Genomic DNA, 17270 nt, shown 5'->3' with positions numbered 1-17270 from the left:
GCACCACACCAAAGGTAGGCGGGGACAACGGCGTCCCCACCTACCTTTGGTTCTTTAACCCGAAAGTCCGCGGCCGTCCTGCGAACCTGGCAGCGGCACCAGCTGGCAGTCTTCGATACCGGCAGCCGCCTTCCGCACCCAGGCGGCCTGGGCCCGCTCGTCCAGGTCCCGCAGCTCGGCGAGCTCATGGTTTTCCGCGTCATCCAGGTAGTCGCGATCGGCTTTACCGGCCCACCATTGGTACAGCAGGTCGTACTGCGCCCACATCTGCTGCTGGGCTTCGGAATCGACCGCCGCGATGTCGGGCAAAACATGATCTTCCGCCAAACCGCCCAGGCATTCTTCCGTGGGGCTGACCGCCATTGCCATTGCCAGCTCCCACATGACCGACTCGGGCGAATAACGGTCCTCGAAATCCAGGCGCAGTCCTCCGGTCGCCAGGGCGTGGGCCTTGCTGCTGGTAATGGCCTCGGGCTGCCGGATCCCGCTGGCTTCTTCCATGCGGGCAATGCCCGAGACGATATTCGAGCCCCAGTCGCCCCAATGCGCGGCCTGGCCGGGCCAAAAACAGTATTGGTGCCCGTCGCCCGGCCGCTCGCACAGCAACTGCGAGGTACGGCTCAGCTCCTGCTCGGATCCCGCCTCCTGGGCGGCCAAGGCCCCGCCGCCCCACAGCACGGCCAGCGACGCCGCACCGGCCACCGCCAGGAGCCGGCGCAGCGTTTTGCCCATTGCCCGCACCCTGAGACAGATCGCGAAGAGACCGAGCGCCGTCCAGCCCAGGTAGCACAGGGCCACGGCCTGGATCACCCCGGGGTTCGGCCCGTAATCCAGGCTGCAGCATCCAGAAAGTCCGGCCATGTTGGAGAGCACCGGGCCCGGCGCCAGCAACGAAAAGAGCTGCAGCCCGGAGAACAGCACGATGCTCAAGGTGATGGCCGGCCCCGGCCTGAACAGCAATCCCAGCCCCAGGCCACCCAGGCACAAACCCAGCATCATGAGCATCGAGAGCAGGAAGAGGCCGGGATCGGGAAAGAACATCTCGCCCATCCGGTACATGGCCGTTGCGTAGCCCAGCAGGTAGGCGCTGGCACCGACAACGAGCGGTGGCGCCAACAGCTTCAGGGCGGTCGCCGCGATGCGGCGCGGTCCGCGGACGCGGCGCAGGGCCTGCACGCCGAAGCGGCTTCCCACCCACGCAGCGTAGGTGCCCAACACCGCGCCGCAGAAGAGCACGCCGAAGGAGGAAACGACGCTCAGGCCTTCCCTGCTGGTATTTTCGATCTCCACCGGGACCAGCAGCGCCAAGAGCTCGGTCAGAATCAGCATCGCCATCAGTGCCAGGCAGGCGCGCGATTTGCTCCAGAGTTCGGCGAACGGCATGTCGTCCCTTCAAGTCCCTGCCGGATGCTCTTTCATCAGGAAGGGTTTCTTCACAGTGGCGGATATTTGTACCGGAGTTACTTTATCCGCTTTTTCTGAACGTGCGCTTCAAATGTCCCGCCGGTCAGGGAACCAGCCGCTTGCCCAGCACCGAGACCTCCTGGCGTTCGTAGCCGAGCTTCTCGTAGAACTGCGTCACCGCATCATTGCCGGTGCGAACCATCAGCTGCACCTTGACGGTGCCCCGGGTGCGCAGCCACTGCGCCGCCGCCTCCACGATGCGCTGCCCGCATCCCTGGCCCTGCGAGCCCGGGTCGACGGCGACATAGTACAGCCAGCCGCGATGCCCGTCATCGCCGGCCATGGCGGTGGCAATGAGCCGCTGTCCATGGACCAGGCCCAAGATCGTGGAATCCGTACCGGCGAGGGCCTTGCGGGTATCGGCCTGCGGGTCGTTCCAAGGACGGGTCAGCCCGGTGCGTTCCCATAGCTCGACGGCCTGGTCCACCCACGTCTCGGAGAGTTCGATGATTTCCATGTCAGAAGGCTACGTCCAGGCTAGGCGCCGATGCCAATTGCCGGGCCGAGCAGCAGGTAGCCGACGAAGCCGATGGCGTCGAGCAGGAAGTGGGCGACGACCAGGGGCATCACCCGGCCGTAACGGTGGTAGACCCAGCCGAACACCACACCCATGACGACATTGCCGATCATCGGGCCGACGCCCTGGTAGAGGTGGTAGCTGCCGCGGATCAGCGCCGAGGCGATGATCGTGGTCCACAGGCCCAGCTTGAGCTTGCTGGCGTAGGTGAACAGGAAGCCGAGCATGATGACCTCCTCCAGCACCGCATGCCGCGCGGCCGAGAGCATGAGCACCGGGATGCTCCACCAGTAGTCCCCGAGATTCGCGGTGGACAGCGCCGTAGTGATGCCCAGCGCCCTTCCCGCGGCGTAGACGCCGAGGGTTCCCAGCCCCATGGCCAGGAACAGGCCGGCGCCCAGCAGCGTATCCCGCCCGGGTTTGCGCAGGTCGAAGCCGATCATCGACACGGTGGTGCCGGTGCTGCGCTTCATGAGATAAAGCGCCAGCAGCACGGGAACCAGGGCGAAAACGATGTCCAGCAGCTGGTAGGCCAGGTCGAAGTACTCGCGGGTGCTCAGCGGGTTGTTCATCGAGGTCGTCTGCTCGGACAGCGGCGCCTTGGTGACCTTGTCGGCGAAGCTGATGATCGAGTACACCGCGCTCTGTCCCAGGCACAGGGCCATCACCAGCGCGATCTCGATCTTCAGCGTGCGCCGGTCCTCGGTTTGGGTGCTGGTCTGTGCATTCACGTCTTTGATCATAGACCGCGCAAGCTGTGCGGACACCCAGCGATCGGGACGCCATGCGGTAGCCTGAAGAGGCTGTTTTCCCTGATCCGCGAAGCGAGTTGCCGTGTCCCGTCCCGCCACCGAAGCCGAGATCAACCTGGGCCGGGCCCTGTGCCCCCAGCTGTCCTGGGAGGGCGGGGTGGTCAATGAGGCCGGGCAGTTCCACACCGTGCTGCTGGCCAACGACCAAGCCGTCATCCGCATGGCTCGTACCGAAGCCTCCAGCGCCCAGATGCCGCGCAGCATCCGGTTGCACAACCTCGTGGCAGGGCAGCTGCCATACCGGGTGCCCACCGCCTGCAGCGCGATGCTCGAATTCGAAGGACGCAACGCGGTGGCCCTGCGCTTCATCCCCGGCACCGCCCACGCACCGCATCGCGGGGATCCTGTGGTGCTGCGCCGGATCGTGCAGGACCTCGCGGCCGTGGACCTCCAACCGCTGGCCGCGGACCTGGCCGAGCCGTTCGCGTTCCGCGGCCGATGGAACGACGGCTCGCGGAGCCGCTGCCTGGGCTACCTGTCCGGGCAGCTGCGCACCGCGGCCGAGTCCGTGTTTGCGCAGATCGCCCACCTGGATCAGGTGCCGCCCTCGCTGGTGCACGGCGATCTGGCGGGCCAGAACATGCACTGGGCGGACGGGAAGCTGGTCGGGATCCTGGACTGGGATTTGGCCTGCGCCTGGGACCCGGCGCTGAACACCGCCTACCTGGCGCTGTGGCACGGGCAGGACCTGGTCGAACAGATCGCCCCGGACACCGAGCAGGCCCGCCGGGCCAGGATCTGGCTGGGCCTGATGGGCTTGGAACGGCTTTCGGATGCCCTCTCGCGCAGCGACAAGCCCCGGCTGGACAAGCTCATGCGCAAGATCGGCCCGCGCATCCTGCGCGCGGCCGCCGCGGCCGGCGCCCGCAACCGGTAGCACTTCGGACGGCCGCCCGCCGTTTCCGGACAGGGGTCTGCCTAGCTGTACACCGGCATGCCGCCTGTAGCCAATGCCGCCCGCTGCGCATCGGTGACCTTGGTATCGGTGATGATCCCGGTGAGGTGTTCCCTGTCCAGAATGACAAACGAGCGCTGTCCGATCTTGGAGGAGTCCACCACCACGAAGCTGCGCTCTGACTGGCGGATCAGCTGCTCGTTGACCGCCGCTTCCATCTCGTCTCCTACCATCGGGCCGGTCTGCGCATCCAGTCCGTTGGCCCCGACAAAAGACAGATCCAGAGTGATCTTCGCCAGCGAAGCCTGTGCCATAGGCCCGACCAGCTCGTAGGAGCGGTCGTTGAGCACCCCGCCGGTGACCATGACCCGGATATGCGGGCGCACTGCCAACAGCGAGGCGATATTCACCGCGTTAGTGACCACTGTGAGGGTAACCCTGCCCGGTTCTCCGACCAATTCCTGGCGCAGCCCCAGTTCGGTGGCGATGGCCTTGGTGGTGGTGCCGCCGGACAGTCCGATGACCATGTCTTTTTCCACCAGCGCCGCGGCAGCCTTGGCCACCTGCACTTTTTCTTCGTCGTGTTCCTCGCGCTGGTAGCGCGAGGGCAGGTCGTAGGCCACGGAGTTGGAGACCGCCCCGCCGTGGGTGCGCGTCAGCAGCGAGGCCGCAGCCAGGGAATCCAGGTCCCGCCGGGCAGTCGCCGGGCTGGTGCTCAGCTGCTGCACAATCTCATCGACATCGATCTGGCCGCGGCTGGCCAGCAGGTCGAGGATATGGTTAAGTCGCTCCTCGCGTTTCATGGATCCTGCCTCCTTAATCGGTCAGCGCGTTCAGCATGTTGCGCAGCTGCTCCACATGTTGCTCCGAGACCCTGATGGTGCCGGCATGCTGTGTCTTGGCGGAGAAGTGCACAGCCGCGGCTCCGGCGCGGAGCGCTGGGCCGATGTCCCGGGCCTTCATGCAACCTCCGGCCATGATCTGGATCCGGCCGCCGGCGGCCTGCACCATCCGCTCTATGACTTCCAGGCCTTCACCGGCGCAGTCTTGCCCTCCCCTAGTCAACACTCGGTGGATGCCAAGGTCCAAAAGCTGTGTCACAGATGCCACCGGGTCCGTGCTGGCATCGATGGCCCGGTGCATGGTGATTTCCAGCTCCGGGTTCACCTCCAGTCCAGCCGCCGCCATCCGTGCGACCGCCTTGAGATCCACCGTCCCGCTGGCATCCACCGCGCCGAGCACCAGACCGTCCACGCCGGTGCGAGCCAGCCGCCTTGCTTGGCGTTCCATGACCTGCAGATCCGCCTCGCCGTAGTGGAAGTCCCCGGGCCGGTTGCGCAGCAGTGCGTGCACGCCTAGCGCTGGTCGGTGCTCCAAGATATCTTCCAAGACTTCAGGCCCCGGGCTGATGCCGCCCAGTTCAAGTGCTTCGCAGGCCTCGATGCGGTCTGCGCCGGCGGCGAAAGCCCTCCGGGCGCAGGCTCCGCTGGTGGCGACGATTTCCAGAGCTGTATTTTGCGACATTAGTTGACCGTTCCGGCGGCCAGGCCGCCACTCAGGCGCTTATTCATTCAGCGCGAAAAGGATGATGAGCGGCACGATAGCCACGATGGCAACGTCGAAGACTTCTGGCCAGACGGTCGCGTACTGGCCGATGAATTTGGCCAGTGCCACGCTCAGCGGTTTGGTTCTCGGCAGCGAATTCGTTCCAGCAGGTCCGCCCCGGGGACCACGCAGGTTTTGTCGGTCGCCGGGGTCGGCCTCAGCGCCAGGATCACAGGGCGATGCGCGCCGAGCGCCCGGCGGCATCCCCAGCCAGGATCATCGCGCCCTGCAGGCCGGCGTCGGCACCCAGGTGCGCGGGGATCAGCCGCGGTTCGCGGTGGAAGGACAGCCTGCGGTGCAGGGATTCGCGCAGCTCGGCGAAGAACGACGGGCCGGCCTGGGCCAGTCCGCCGCCCAGCACGATGCCCTCGGGAGCCACCGAGGAGCACAGCTGGGCCATGGTGAAGGTCAACGCCTCAATGGCATCGTGGATGATGCCCGCGGCGACCTGGTCTCCTGCTGCCCGGGCGGCGAACACTTCACGGGCTCCGCCGCGCTTGCCGGTGGCCGCCAGATAGCGTTTGGCGATGGCCCCGGCGGATCCCAGGGTTTCCAGGCAGCCGGTGGCGCCGCAGGCACACGGCAGCCCGCCGGGCACCTGGGCATGGCCCAATTCCCCGGCGTATCCCCCGGCGCTGATCAGCCGCCCGTCGACCATCAGCGCGTTGGCAATCCCGGTGCCGATGACCATGACCACGGCATTGCGGCGCAGCGCCGCGTCCTTGGCGCCGCTGCCCAGTTCGAGCTCGGCGCGAGCGGCCATGGCGACGTCGTGCCCGAAGCCCACCGGGACGCCGAGTGTTTCGCGGGCCATGGCCTGTAGCGGCGCGTCGCGCCAGCCCAAGTTGGCGGAGAAGATGCCGATGCCGTTTTCAGGGTCGACCAGGCCGCAGACAGCCAGGCCGGCGGAGACCGGGGTGGTGCCGGATTCGGCCGTCAGGCGGCGCGAGATTTCGCCGAGCTGGGTGACCAGCTCGGCGGCGGATTCCTCAGGTGCTGTTTTGCGGGTTGGTTCGCGCAGCACCTGGAGGATATCGCCATTGGTGTTGGCCAGCCCCGCCTTGATGTCAGTGCCTCCGACGTCGAAGAGCAGGAAATGTTCACTCATGGCCTTTAGCCTTCCAGGATGACCAAACGGGTCAGGTTGCGTGGGCTATCCGGATCGAGATTGCACGCGCGAGCCCGGTCCAGGGTCACCCGGTGGATAGATGCGAGGTCGGCCAGCAGGCGGCGGTCCTCGTTCGCGTAGATCGCGCCGGTGCGAGTCACATCGGTGTCCAGGCCTTCGGGCTGGGTGCCAAGTATCCACGTTACTCGGTTCGGCGCTGCGTTGGAGATCGGGTCGTGGCGGTGGCCCATGGCCGGGTAGGCATCGGCTATGAAGCAGGAGGCACCGAATCCGACCACTGCGACCTTGGCGCCTTTGGCCGGAAGCAGGTCTTCGGGCTGCTGCTGGGCGATGGCGCGGCGCCACATCTCTGGCTGGGAAACCAGCTCCTGTTCCATGTGCGCACCCAGAAGGGACCGCTCGCTCATCGATATTCTCCCTCATCATTCACAGTGAAACCGTTTGACCACTCAGTGAAAAGTATCTGATGTTTTATGATTTCTTTTCGATCATAACAATCATAAGCAATCTACAAAGAATATGGGGATAGAAGTGCATCTTGAGAATCCCCCGGGGCAAAGTCCTTGGGGAATCTTGGACAGCAGATTCGGGCGCGCACAAAAAATGGCGTCTTCGTCGACCACAGGTCGGCAAAGACGCCATTGGAGAACCACCTCATCGGCTGGCGGCCGCCGGTTGATTGCTAGTTCAGGACTGCGATAGCTGCATCGTAATCTGGTTCGGTGGTGATCTCAGGGACCACCTGCGTGTAGATGACCTTGCCCGACTCGTCCAGCACGACAACGGAGCGTGCCAGCAGACCGGCCAGCGGGCCGTCGATCTGGGTGACGCCGTAATCGGAACCGAAGTCCGAGCGGAACACGGAGCCGGACACGACGTTCTCAATGCCCTCGGCGCCGCAGAAGCGGCCCATGGCGAATGGCAGGTCAGCGGAGACGCACACCACGGTGGTGTTCTCCAGGCCGGCGGCCAGTTCGTTGAAGCGGCGGACGCTGGCTGCGCACACACCGGTGTCAACGGACGGGAAGATGTTCAACACGACGCGGCGTCCGGCCAGCGATTCGCTGGTGACGTCGGCCAGGCCGGTGTCGGTCAGGGTGAAGGCAGGTGCCTGCGAGCCTACGGCTGGCAGGTCGCCAATGGTCTGGACAGGGGTACCTTTGAATGCAGTATTAGCCATACTCCTTGTTTACCACGAAGGTGCCCGGCCCCACTACCGGACTCGCTAAATTTGCCCCGCCGCAAGCTGCCCGGCCCGGAAGACCGGACCGGAGAGGTTCATGCCGGGGCGGTAGGCCAGATGCGCCACGGACGGGGCGTTCAGCAGCTGGATGTCCGCCCTCTTGCCCACTTCCAGGCTTCCCACACGATCCTGCACACCCAGCGCCAGCGCGCCGCCGTAGGTGGCGGCGACGATCGCTTCCTCGATGCTCAGGTGCATCTGCAGCACCGCGGTGCTCACGCAGAAGGCCATCGACGAGGTGTAGGAGGTGCCCGGGTTGCAGTTCGAGGCCAGGGCAATCTGCGCCCCGGCATCGATCAGCTCGCGGCCCGGGGCGAAGGGCATGCGGGTGGACAGGTCGCAGGCGGGCAGGCAGGTGGCCACGGTCCCCGCGGTGCCGGTACGGGCCCGGGCATCCCAGTCCGCCCAGGATCCGGCGAGCGCCGCGACGTCGTCTGCGTCCAGGAAGTTCACGTGGTCCACGCTGGCCGCGCCGAATTCCACGGCCAGCTGGGTGCCGGGGCCCGGACCCAGCTGGTTGCCGTGCACGCGCAGCCCGAGCCCGGCGTCCTTCGCCGCGGCAAGCACCTGGCGCGACTGCGCCTCGTCGAAGGCGCCGCGCTCGCAGAACACGTCGGCGAACTGCACGAAGGGAAGCACGCGTTCGAGCATCTCGCCGCACACCAGGTCCATGTACTCCTGGGCGTCCATGTCCGCGGGGACCAGGTGGGCTCCGAGGAACGTGACCTGGTCGACCACGGTGGAGGCGATGCGTGCGTGGCGGGCTTCTTCCTCCACGTTCAGCCCGTAGCCGGTTTTGGTTTCCAGATAGGTGGTGCCGCCGGCCAGCGCTTCCGCGGCCCGTCCCATCACGAGCCGGGTCAGGTCGTAGTCGGAGGCGGCCCGGGTGGCCTTGGTGGTCACCGCGATGCCGCCGGCGGCATAGTCCTGCCCCGCCATGCGGGCCACGAATTCGCGGCTGCGGTCCCCGGCGAAGACCAGGTGGCTGTGGGAGTCCACCCAGCCCGGCAGCGCGGCGCGCTGCCCGGCGTCGATCACGGAATCGGCTTCCGGGGCGTGCTCCGCTTCGCCGACCCATGCGATGTCCTCGCCGTCGATGAGGATGGCGGCGTTCTCGATCAGGGTGTGCGCCGCGTCCGAGAGGAAGGCCTCGGAGATGTTGGTGATCAGTGTGGTGCTCATGAAAACTCCGGGTACTCGGTGAAGAATGCTGCGTACAAATCCGCCGGGTCTCCCAGCGTGGTGTGCAGGCCATTGCTGGCTACCAGCTTGCCATTGACGTGGACCTGCACGATATCTGCGGCGGTGGCGCTCAGCGGCAGCTGGGCGGTGCGCGACCCGGAGGTGCGCATGGTGTCGGTGCGCACCACGAGGTGGTCCTCGTTCTCCGCCAGGCCCAGCGAGCGCAGACCGCCCTCGCGGGCGGCGGCGGAGATCTCCGCCGGGGAGAAGCGCCCGCGTTGCCCGCTGCGCAGCCGCTCGCCGTGTTCAAGGGCGCGCTGCTCCAGGTAGGGGTCCAGCACCGCGTGCTGGTCGCTGCCCAGTGAAATCACGGCGCCGGCGTCCGCCAGTTCGCGGGCCGGGCCGATCCCGTCGCCCAGGTCCGCCTCGGTGGTGGGGCACATGACGATGCCCGCGCCGGCGGCGCCCAGCGCGGCGATGTCCGCATCACTCAGGTGGGTGGCGTGCACGGCCGAGAGCCGCGGGGCCAGCAGGCCGTGGCGTTCAAGCAGCCCGGTCGGGCTCAGCCCGAAGGCCGCCTGGCAGGACGCGTTCTCGGCCGGTTGCTCGGACAGGTGCACATGCAGCGGCAAGGCAGGGTCCAGCCCGGCGGCGATGGCTTCCAGCTGGGCTGGCGGCACCGCGCGCACCGAGTGGATGGCGGCTCCCAGGCTCAGCAGCCCTTCCCCTGCGTCCAGCTCGGCCAGGGCCTCGCGCAGCCGCGCGTGGCGGGCCAGCCAGCCGGCGGCGTCCCCGTCGGTGAAGCGCCGCTGGGTTTCGTTCAGCTCGATGGCGTTGCCCAGCGCGTCCAGCCCGCCCTGCAGGTAGCAGGTGTCCAGCAGGACCAGGCGGATGCCCGCGGCCTTCGCCGCGCGGCCCAGCGCGATCTCCATGCCGTGCTCATCTGTCCCGGCGTAGGGTGCACCGGTGGCGTCGTGGTGCAGGTAGTGGAACTCCCCCACCGCGCTGTAGCCGTTGACGACCATTTCCGCGAAGACCGCGGTGGCCAGCTGCTCGTAGCCGGCCGGGGTGAGCCCGGCGGCGGCGGCGTACATCTGTTCGCGCCAGGTCCAGAAGTTCCCGGCTCCGCCGTTGTCCCCCTGGTGGGTGCGGCCGCGCAGGATCCGGTGGAAGGCGTGCGAGTGCGCGTTGACCGGCGCCGGAACGGTAGTGGTTTTTCCGCTCACAGCAGGTCCTCCAGGGCGTCGGCCAAGGCCAGCACGCCGGCCTCGGCATCGGCGTCTTCCACGTATTCTTCCGGCGAGTGGCTGATGCCCGAAGGGTTGCGCACGTACAGCATGCCGGTGGGCAGGTAGGCGGCCAGCACGCCGGCGTCGTGGCCGGCGCCGGTGGGCAGCGCCGGGGCGTCGGGAACCAGTCGGTGCACGGAGCGTTCCAGCGAGGCGCTCAGCGCGGCGTCGAAGTGCACGGTGCCGGAGAGCGATTCCTCGGTCAGCACCACGGAGCAGCCCTCGAAGGCGGCGATCTTCTGCGCCTGGCCGTGGATCTTCTCCACCAGCAGGGCGGTGACCGCGTCGTCCGGGTGGCGCACGTCCAGCCAGATGTCCACGCGGGAGGCGATCACGTTGGTGCCGCCGGGCACCGGCTCCAGCCGGCCCACGGTGGCGCGGGCGTCGGGCTGCGCCGTGGCGATCTCGCGGACCTTGAGCACCAGCTGGGCGGCGGCCACCATCGGATCGGCGCGGTCGATCATCAAGGTGGTGCCGGCGTGGTTGCCCTGGCCGCTGAAGCTCAGCCGCCAGCGGCCGTGGCCAAGGATGGAGCTGCCCACCGCGACGGCCGGCCCGCGGCCGGCGGCGTCGGTGTATTGTTCGGTGTTCAGCCCGCGGCCCTGCTCCACATGCAGCTCGATGAAGTCGCCGATCCGGGCCAGGGCCTTCTCGTCGCGGCCCATGCGCGCCGGGTCCAGCCCGTTGGCGGCGGCGATGTCAGCGAAGGTGTTGCCCTCCGCGTCGCGCAGGTTCAGCGCCTTCACCGGGTCGATGGCGCCGCTGAGCAGCCGGGAACCCAGGCAGGCCACCCCGAAGCGCGAGCCTTCCTCCTCCGGGAAGACGGCCAGCGCCAGGGCACGGTTTCGCACCAGCTCGCCGGAGGCTTCCCGGGCGGCCAGCACGTCATAGGCGGCCAGCGCGCTGGCCACGCCCAGCGGGCCGTCGAAGGCGCCGCCGCCGGGCACGGAGTCCAGGTGGGAGCCGGTGACCAGCGAACCCTTGCGCGAGGCGTCGTCCCCGGCGGACCCCGGAAGATCCCACCAAGCCCAGATGATGCCGTTGGCATCCGTGGACACCTCCAGCCCACGCACGGAGGCTTCGGCAATGAACCACTCGCGCAGCGTAATCTCGGCGTCCGAGTAGACCGGGCGCGAGTAGCCGCCGCGCTTGGCGTCGCGGCCCTCGCCGCTGATCGCGGCTAGCAGGGAATTTACTGTGCTCACGTTGTGGAATGTCCTTTTCTTGATGCAGCGGCAACCTGACTATCGGCGCCGGCAACCGAACTGTCATTCATTGCGCAGGAAGGTCTCCAGCGCAAAGGGTGTGCGGGGCGGTTGCACACACCTTAAACCCAGTGAGTGCAGCCACCACGACAAGTTCAACTACTCTGCCATCGGAATGCGCACGCCGCGCTCGTTGGCAACATCTACCGCGCGCTCATAGCCGGCATCCACGTGGCGGATGACACCCATGCCCGGGTCGTTCGTCAGCAGCGCTTCGAGCTTGGCCGCTGCCAGCTCGGTGCCATCGGCCACCGAGACCTGGCCGGCGTGGATGGAGCGGCCAATGCCGACTCCGCCGCCGTGGTGCAGCGAAACCCAGCTGGCACCGGAGGACACCGCGGTCATGGCGTTGAGCAGCGGCCAGTCGGCAATCGCGTCCGAGCCGTCCTTCATGGCTTCGGTTTCGCGGTACGGGGAGGCCACCGAACCGGAATCCAGGTGGTCGCGGCCGATCACGATCGGTGCGGAGACCTTGCCCTCGGCGACCAGCTTGTTGAACAGCAGGCCGGCCTTGTGGCGCTCGCCGTAGCCCAGCCAGCAGATGCGGGCCGGAAGACCCTCGAATTCAACGTGCTCGGCGGCCGCATCGAGCCAGCGGCGCAGGTGCTCGTTTTCCGGGAAGAGCTCCTTGAGCGCCTCGTCGGTGACGCGGATGTCCTCCGGATCGCCGGACAGAGCCACCCAGCGGAACGGGCCAAGGCCCTCGCAGAACAGCGGGCGGATGTAGGCCGGAACGAAGCCCGGGAATTCGAAGGCCCGCATGTAGCCGCCCTTGCGTGCCTCGTCGCGGATCGAGTTGCCGTAGTCGAAGACCTCGGCGCCGATGTCCTGGAAGCCGACCATGGCTTCGACGTGGGCGGCCATGGCGGCCTGGGCCTTCTTGGTGAAGCCGATTTCGTCGGCCTTCGCCTCGGCATCCCACTGCTCCACGGTGTATTCCACCGGAAGGTAGGACAGCGGGTCGTGGGCCGAGGTCTGGTCGGTGACGATGTCGATGGAGATCTCGCCGGCCTTCTGGCGGCGCAGCAGTTCAGGGAAGACCTCGGCGGCGTTGCCGACGTAGCCCACGGACAGTGCGCGGCCTTCGTTCTTGGCTGCGGTGACCTTGGCAACGGCTGCGTCCAGGTCCAGCTCCACGTCGTCCAGGTAGCGCTTGCCCATGCGGCGGCGCAGGCGGTCCTCGGAGACGTCAACGATCAGGCAGGCGCCGCCGTTGAGGGTGACGGCCAGCGGCTGGGCGCCGCCCATGCCGCCGCAGCCGCCGGTCAGGGTCAAGGTGCCGGCCAGGGTCCCGTTGAATCGCTTGACACCGATGGCGGCGAAGGTCTCGTAGGTGCCCTGCAGGATGCCCTGGGTGCCGATGTAGATCCAGGAACCGGCGGTCATCTGGCCGTACATCATCAGGCCCTCGGCCTCGAGCTTGCGGAACTCGGGCCAGGTGGCCCAGTCGCCCACCAGATTCGAGTTGGCGATCAGCACGCGCGGCGCCCACTTGTTGGTCTTGAACACGCCGACCGGCTTGCCGGACTGGACCAGCAGGGTCTCGTCCTCTTCCAGATCGGTCAGGGTCTTGATGATGGCGTCGTAGGCTTCCCAGGAGCGGGCGGCGCGGCCGGTGCCGCCGTAGACCACCAGGTCTTCGGGACGCTCGGCGACCTCCGGGTCGAGGTTGTTCATCAGCATGCGCAGCGGGGCTTCGGTGGCCCAGGACTTGGCGGTGAGGGTGGTGCCGCGAGGTGCGCGGATGACCCGTGAGGGGTCGTGCTGGGTGAAGCTCATGATAATTCCTTCGTTGGTGTGCTTGAAGTCTGGAGTGGATTCCCGAGGTAGGGTTCTTGGTATTAATCGAACCATCCACGGTCCCGGAAATGTGCGCTCCGGCACATCTACCCGTCTGGCATCCCAGACGATTCGATGATGCGCCGAAGCGCCGACCGGCTAGACGAACGCCGCCACCCCAGTGATCGCGCGGCCGGCGACCAGGGTGTTGATTTCGTAAGTGCCCTCATAGGTGTAGATGGCCTCGGCATCGCAGAAGATCTTGCCAATTTCGTAGTCGACCTGCAGGCCGTTGCCACCCAGGATGCTGCGACCCAGCGCCACGCTCTCGCGCATACACTTGGTGACGAACGCCTTGGCCAGCGCCGAGTGCTCGTTGCGGCTGGTGCCTTCGTCTTCCATCTGGGCCAGGCGGACCATCATGCCCATCGAAGCCTGTGCGTTGGACAGGATGGTGACCAGCTGTTCCTGGATGAGCTGGAAGGAGGCGATCGGCTTGCCGAACTGCAGTCGCTCCACCGCATGCTTGCGTGCTACGTCGAATGCTGCCATCTGCAGGCCGACAGCCTGCCAGCCCACCGTGGCACGAGTGGACTTCAGAACCTTGTTGGTGTCGCGGAAGCTGTTGGCATTCGCGAGCTTGAAGAAATCCGGTACCACTACATTGTCCAGCACGATATCCGCGTTCTGCACCGCACGAAGCGCGATGCGGTTTTCCATCAGGGTTGCGCTAAATCCCGGGGTCTTGGTCTCCACGAGGAACCCCTTGACCTGGTCGTCAGCAACATCCTTGGCCCAGACGAGCACATAGTCGGAGAAGGTCGAGTTGCCGATCCAGCGCTTCTCGCCATTCAAGATCCAGTTGTCCCCGTCTCGTACGGCGGTCGTCCGTGTGCCACCGGCAACATCTGAGCCGGCCAGCGGTTCGGTAATCGCGAAGACGCCGGTCTTCTTCAGCGCGTAGATGTCAGGCAACCAGGCGGCCTTCTGTTCTTCGGACGCCAGCAGCTCAATCGATCCAGTGAAGAGTCCGTCATGGCCGCTGAAAAACGTTCCGAAGGACGCATCGACGCGGTGGATGGCGGCGGTGATCATGCCGGCCAGAAGGTGGGAGTAGCCCTGACGGCGCACCGGGCTGATCATGTCCAGCTCGGCGATCTTCGGAATCAGGTGGACCGGGAATTCGCTGCGATTCCAGTGGTCCTGCGCGATTGGGCGAACCTCTGCCTCCACCCAGTCGCGGATGGCGTTCAGCCGATCAAGCTCGTGGGCTGGCAAGAGGGACTCGAAGCCGAAGAAGTCTCCGTCCGCATATGGCAATTCGGTGGCAGCAGTTGGCGCTGAAGCGTTGGTTGTCATTGTGATCCTCCAGAAGAAGTGTCGGGCCGTTCTCCATCGAACATAGCCTTACTTTCAGACCATCAATGGCCTGGATCACAGAAAAGCTTCGTTTGTCTGTAATCCCAGACGAGATTCGTGTCACACTTCATAATCTTGCCAACTTTTCAAAGCATGCTTGATGAGCCACAACCGAATGTGGCTTCCCAAAAATTTGGAGAACGACACATGTCAAGGATCGAAACAGTCAACACAACCGGGCCGGCGGTGGAGCGCCGCAGCATCGATTTTGTGCCTGCAAGCGAACGCCACGGAAAGCCGTTTGGTCAGTTCACCCTGTGGTTTGGTGCCAATATGCAAATTACTGCCATCGTCACCGGGTCCCTTTCGGTGATCTTCGGTGCCAACGCGTTCTGGGGAATCATCGGACTGCTCATTGGCAATGTTCTAGGCGGTGCAGTGATGGCTCTGCATGCCGCGCAGGGGCCTAAGTTGGGTCTGCCTCAGATGATTTCCAGCCGCGCACAGTTCGGCGTCTATGGAGCGGTGCTTCCACTGGTGCTCGTCATCGTGATGTACCTGGGCTTCGCGGCAACCGGTGCTGTGCTCGCCGGCCAGGCCGTCGACCAGATCATTCCCACCGGAAACCCGATTGTCGGTCTTGTCGTCTTCGGAGCACTGACCGTTCTGGTCGCAACGCTCGGCTACAAGTACATTCACGCTCTGGGGCGCATTTCTACGACCGTGGGGATCATCGGCTTCACCTATTTGGGTATTCGGCTATTCATGGCGAACGACATCGGCGCGATCCTGAGCCCCGAAGGCTTCGCCATCCCGACCTTCCTGCTCTCCATTTCACTGAGCGCCGGATGGCAGCTGACTTACGGACCGTACGTGGCCGACTACTCCCGTTACCTCCCTGCCGACACCCCGGCACATCGAACTTTCCTCGGTTGTTTCTCGGGCTCGGTCCTCGGCGCGCAGTGGTCAATGATTCTTGGCGCACTGTTCGCTTCGATCGCGATGCCTCCCGGCCAGGATTTCCTCGACCAGCAAATCGGCTTCGTGGGCAACCTTGCCGGCGGAGGAGCCATTGCCGTATTGATGTACGTAGTGATCGTCGTCGGCAAGCTAACGGTCAATACTCTCAACGCCTACGGCGGATACATGACGATCCTGACCTCTGTCAGCGCGTTTACCCGCCAGCTGCGCTTTGCCCCGTGGGTTCGTTTCGCCTACGTCATCGGATTCATCACCATTTCAATCCTGATTGCGATCCTGGCGACCGAAGAATTCATTTCCAACTTCAAGAACTTCGTGCTGATGCTGCTGATGGTCTTCATTCCGTGGAGCTCAATCAACCTGGTTGATTACTATCTGATTTCCAAGGAGAAGGTCGACATTCCCGCGCTCTATGATCCAAAGGGACGCTACGGAAAGTGGAATGTCCCGGCCCTGATCACCTACGTTGTTGGCGTGCTGGTCCAGATCCCATTTCTCGCCCAGACGATGTACACCGGGCCGATGACAGCGCTTTTGGGGGGCGCCGATATTTCATGGATTGTCGGTCTGGTCGTGACTGCTGCGGTGTACTACCCCGTGGCCCGCAAGTTCCAGCACCCTCCCAAAGAAATGGTTTTCCCACCAGGCGTAGCGGACTAGGCACTTCGCACCGCGCCTAGCCACCGGCGTCCAAGACCTGAACACTGCAAGTGGAACTTCCGGAGGGTGCGGCAACTTCTTTACCGAAGAAGTCGCGGCACCCTCCGGAAGTCTTTTTCGTTTCCCCCTCCGCTTAAGCCGGCTTCTCGTGGCATCACCCGCTTGGACGCAACCTGCGTGAGATTTCGGCCGCGGTCCTAGTGACTTGCGGTAGCCACTCGGAGACCAAATCCTCCAAGTGTATGGTGCGCTCGGGAAGAACCCCCACAGTGGCATTCCGCGATGCTGCAGCTTTATTCAGATTTTCTCTGTTAGCAATAGTGAGTGTCACGCTGGCCACCGCATGCCCGGCGTGGTCCATGACAGGGACGGCAATGGATGAAAATCCCTCGGTCACCTCGTCCTGCTCCCACGAATACCCAACCGCGCGAATCTGGACTAGAAGTTCGTTGAGCGCTTCAGGGGTATGTACCCCGGTTTCATACCTCGTAGGGAAGGCTTCCGGGCCAGGATACAAGGCTGCAAGTTGTTCAGCGGAAAAAGTCGCAAGCATTGCCCGTCCGCTGGCCGTGAGGTGGGCGGGCAGCCTCACACCGGGATTGGTCACTAGGTCGGCCTGCCGCTTGGCACGTTCCTCGATGACGTAGATGACGTCGCGTCCATGCATGATAGCCAGATGCGCCGTGCGTTTGGTGCGCTCCACTAACTGAGTCATTGGATATCGTGCAATACGTTGCAGCGGCGCCTGACGCGAATATCCGGAACCGAGCTCATGGGCCGTCACACCCAGCGCATACTTGCGCTCCTCTGGCAGGTGCGTAACGAAGCCATCTTCAATCAGGGCTGCCAACAGGTGGTAAGTCGTGGAGCGAGGCAGACCGACATCCCGCACAATGGCGCCGGCGCCCACCGGCCCGGCCTGCGCGGCAATATACCTTAGCACCGACAGCACATTCTTAGCCGCGGGAACCTGCGGCGCATTATTCACTCCCATCCGACAATAGTAAGCCAAGAAGTCTGTAATCCCAGACGACTTAATCAGGGTCGATTGGGTTCGGACGGTCATTCAATGCTGTGATGGAAACAACAA

General features: G+C 65.2%; 16 protein-coding genes. 2 read left to right on the top strand and 14 right to left on the bottom strand.

The features are described 5' to 3' along the window. Positions 1-54: 54 nt before the first annotated feature. From IEY43_RS05475 to IEY43_RS05465, 3 genes are all read right to left on the bottom strand, one after another. Positions 55-1383 carry a hypothetical protein gene (locus IEY43_RS05475; protein WP_188947598.1) on the bottom strand — a complete coding sequence of 443 codons (1329 nt, stop codon included), beginning with the start codon at positions 1381-1383 and terminating at the stop codon, positions 55-57. Between the two features lie 124 nt (positions 1384-1507). Beyond that, entirely contained in the window at positions 1508-1921 is a 414-nt protein-coding gene (locus tag IEY43_RS05470; RefSeq protein WP_188947597.1) for a GNAT family acetyltransferase, read from the bottom strand. Positions 1922-1941: 20 nt separating this feature from the next. Then, entirely contained in the window at positions 1942-2724 is a 783-nt protein-coding gene (locus tag IEY43_RS05465) for a CPBP family intramembrane glutamic endopeptidase (RefSeq protein ID WP_188947596.1), read from the bottom strand. A 91-nt stretch (positions 2725-2815) separates the two neighbouring features. On the opposite strand from IEY43_RS05465, the gene IEY43_RS05460 reads away from it, so the two are divergent. Beyond that, a complete protein-coding gene (locus IEY43_RS05460) occupies positions 2816-3670 on the top strand; it encodes a phosphotransferase family protein (protein ID WP_188947595.1) in 855 nt (284 codons plus the stop codon). A gap of 41 nt (positions 3671-3711) precedes the next feature. On the opposite strand, the gene IEY43_RS05455 is transcribed toward IEY43_RS05460, so the two are convergent. The 10 genes from IEY43_RS05455 to IEY43_RS05410 all read right to left on the bottom strand — a co-directional run bounded on the left by IEY43_RS05455 (position 3712) and on the right by IEY43_RS05410 (position 14539). Beyond that, positions 3712-4491 (bottom strand): DeoR/GlpR family DNA-binding transcription regulator, encoded by a 780-nt coding sequence (locus tag IEY43_RS05455; RefSeq protein ID WP_188947594.1) that lies wholly within the window; start codon positions 4489-4491, stop codon positions 3712-3714. Positions 4492-4504: 13 nt separating this feature from the next. After that, a complete protein-coding gene (locus IEY43_RS05450; protein WP_188947593.1) occupies positions 4505-5212 on the bottom strand; it encodes a copper homeostasis protein CutC in 708 nt (235 codons plus the stop codon). Positions 5213-5462: 250 nt separating this feature from the next. After that, entirely contained in the window at positions 5463-6401 is a 939-nt protein-coding gene (locus IEY43_RS05445; RefSeq protein ID WP_188947592.1) for an ROK family protein, read from the bottom strand. 5 nt (positions 6402-6406) lie between these two features. Then, complete coding sequence (locus IEY43_RS05440; protein WP_188947591.1) at positions 6407-6829, bottom strand: hypothetical protein; 423 nt, start codon at positions 6827-6829, stop codon at positions 6407-6409. Between the two features lie 275 nt (positions 6830-7104). Further along, entirely contained in the window at positions 7105-7602 is a 498-nt protein-coding gene (tpx, locus tag IEY43_RS05435) for a thiol peroxidase (protein ID WP_161447673.1), read from the bottom strand. Positions 7603-7647: 45 nt separating this feature from the next. Continuing rightward, positions 7648-8847: an imidazolonepropionase gene (gene hutI, locus IEY43_RS05430; protein ID WP_188947590.1), complete on the bottom strand. Its 1200-nt coding sequence runs from the start codon at positions 8845-8847 to the stop codon at positions 7648-7650. Continuing rightward, positions 8844-10073 carry a formimidoylglutamate deiminase gene (locus IEY43_RS05425; protein WP_188947589.1) on the bottom strand — a complete coding sequence of 410 codons (1230 nt, stop codon included), beginning with the start codon at positions 10071-10073 and terminating at the stop codon, positions 8844-8846. Before IEY43_RS05425 ends, hutI begins: the two co-directional genes overlap by 4 nt. Then, positions 10070-11341: an allantoate amidohydrolase gene (locus IEY43_RS05420; RefSeq protein WP_188947588.1), complete on the bottom strand. Its 1272-nt coding sequence runs from the start codon at positions 11339-11341 to the stop codon at positions 10070-10072. Before IEY43_RS05420 ends, IEY43_RS05425 begins: the two co-directional genes overlap by 4 nt. Before the next feature lie 159 nt (positions 11342-11500). After that, the gene (hutU, locus tag IEY43_RS05415; protein ID WP_188947587.1) at positions 11501-13180 is read right to left on the bottom strand and encodes a urocanate hydratase; all 1680 of its coding nucleotides are present in this window, start codon (positions 13178-13180) and stop codon (positions 11501-11503) included. A 159-nt stretch (positions 13181-13339) separates the two neighbouring features. Further along, positions 13340-14539 carry an acyl-CoA dehydrogenase family protein gene (locus tag IEY43_RS05410; protein ID WP_188947586.1) on the bottom strand — a complete coding sequence of 400 codons (1200 nt, stop codon included), beginning with the start codon at positions 14537-14539 and terminating at the stop codon, positions 13340-13342. A gap of 207 nt (positions 14540-14746) precedes the next feature. Between IEY43_RS05410 and IEY43_RS05405 the strand changes: the two genes are divergently transcribed. After that, complete coding sequence (locus IEY43_RS05405) at positions 14747-16180, top strand: purine-cytosine permease family protein (RefSeq protein WP_188947585.1); 1434 nt, start codon at positions 14747-14749, stop codon at positions 16178-16180. 154 nt (positions 16181-16334) lie between these two features. Here the strand turns inward: IEY43_RS05405 and IEY43_RS05400 are convergent, their stop codons facing one another. Then, entirely contained in the window at positions 16335-17174 is an 840-nt protein-coding gene (locus IEY43_RS05400; protein ID WP_188947584.1) for an IclR family transcriptional regulator, read from the bottom strand. Positions 17175-17270 lie beyond the last annotated feature (96 nt).

The organism is Glutamicibacter protophormiae (genome assembly GCF_014647495.1).
GTDB classification, from domain to species: domain Bacteria; phylum Actinomycetota; class Actinomycetes; order Actinomycetales; family Micrococcaceae; genus Glutamicibacter; species Glutamicibacter protophormiae.
This window is presented reverse-complemented; position numbering and strand designations above follow the sequence as displayed.

Coding starts and splice junctions, on each gene's coding strand:
- IEY43_RS05470 (WP_188947597.1), bottom strand. CDS start 1,921: ATGGAAATCATCGAACTCTCCGAGACGTGGGTGGACCAGGCCGTCGAG.
- IEY43_RS05400 (WP_188947584.1), bottom strand. CDS start 17,174: ATGGGAGTGAATAATGCGCCGCAGGTTCCCGCGGCTAAGAATGTGCTG.
- hutI (WP_188947590.1), bottom strand. CDS start 8,847: ATGAGCACCACACTGATCACCAACATCTCCGAGGCCTTCCTCTCGGAC.
- IEY43_RS05405 (WP_188947585.1), top strand. CDS start 14,747: ATGTCAAGGATCGAAACAGTCAACACAACCGGGCCGGCGGTGGAGCGC.
- IEY43_RS05445 (WP_188947592.1), bottom strand. CDS start 6,401: ATGAGTGAACATTTCCTGCTCTTCGACGTCGGAGGCACTGACATCAAG.
- IEY43_RS05410 (WP_188947586.1), bottom strand. CDS start 14,539: ATGACAACCAACGCTTCAGCGCCAACTGCTGCCACCGAATTGCCATAT.
- hutU (WP_188947587.1), bottom strand. CDS start 13,180: ATGAGCTTCACCCAGCACGACCCCTCACGGGTCATCCGCGCACCTCGC.
- IEY43_RS05450 (WP_188947593.1), bottom strand. CDS start 5,212: ATGTCGCAAAATACAGCTCTGGAAATCGTCGCCACCAGCGGAGCCTGC.
- IEY43_RS05465 (WP_188947596.1), bottom strand. CDS start 2,724: ATGATCAAAGACGTGAATGCACAGACCAGCACCCAAACCGAGGACCGG.
- tpx (WP_161447673.1), bottom strand. CDS start 7,602: ATGGCTAATACTGCATTCAAAGGTACCCCTGTCCAGACCATTGGCGAC.
- IEY43_RS05475 (WP_188947598.1), bottom strand. CDS start 1,383: ATGCCGTTCGCCGAACTCTGGAGCAAATCGCGCGCCTGCCTGGCACTG.
- IEY43_RS05440 (WP_188947591.1), bottom strand. CDS start 6,829: ATGAGCGAGCGGTCCCTTCTGGGTGCGCACATGGAACAGGAGCTGGTT.
- IEY43_RS05455 (WP_188947594.1), bottom strand. CDS start 4,491: ATGAAACGCGAGGAGCGACTTAACCATATCCTCGACCTGCTGGCCAGC.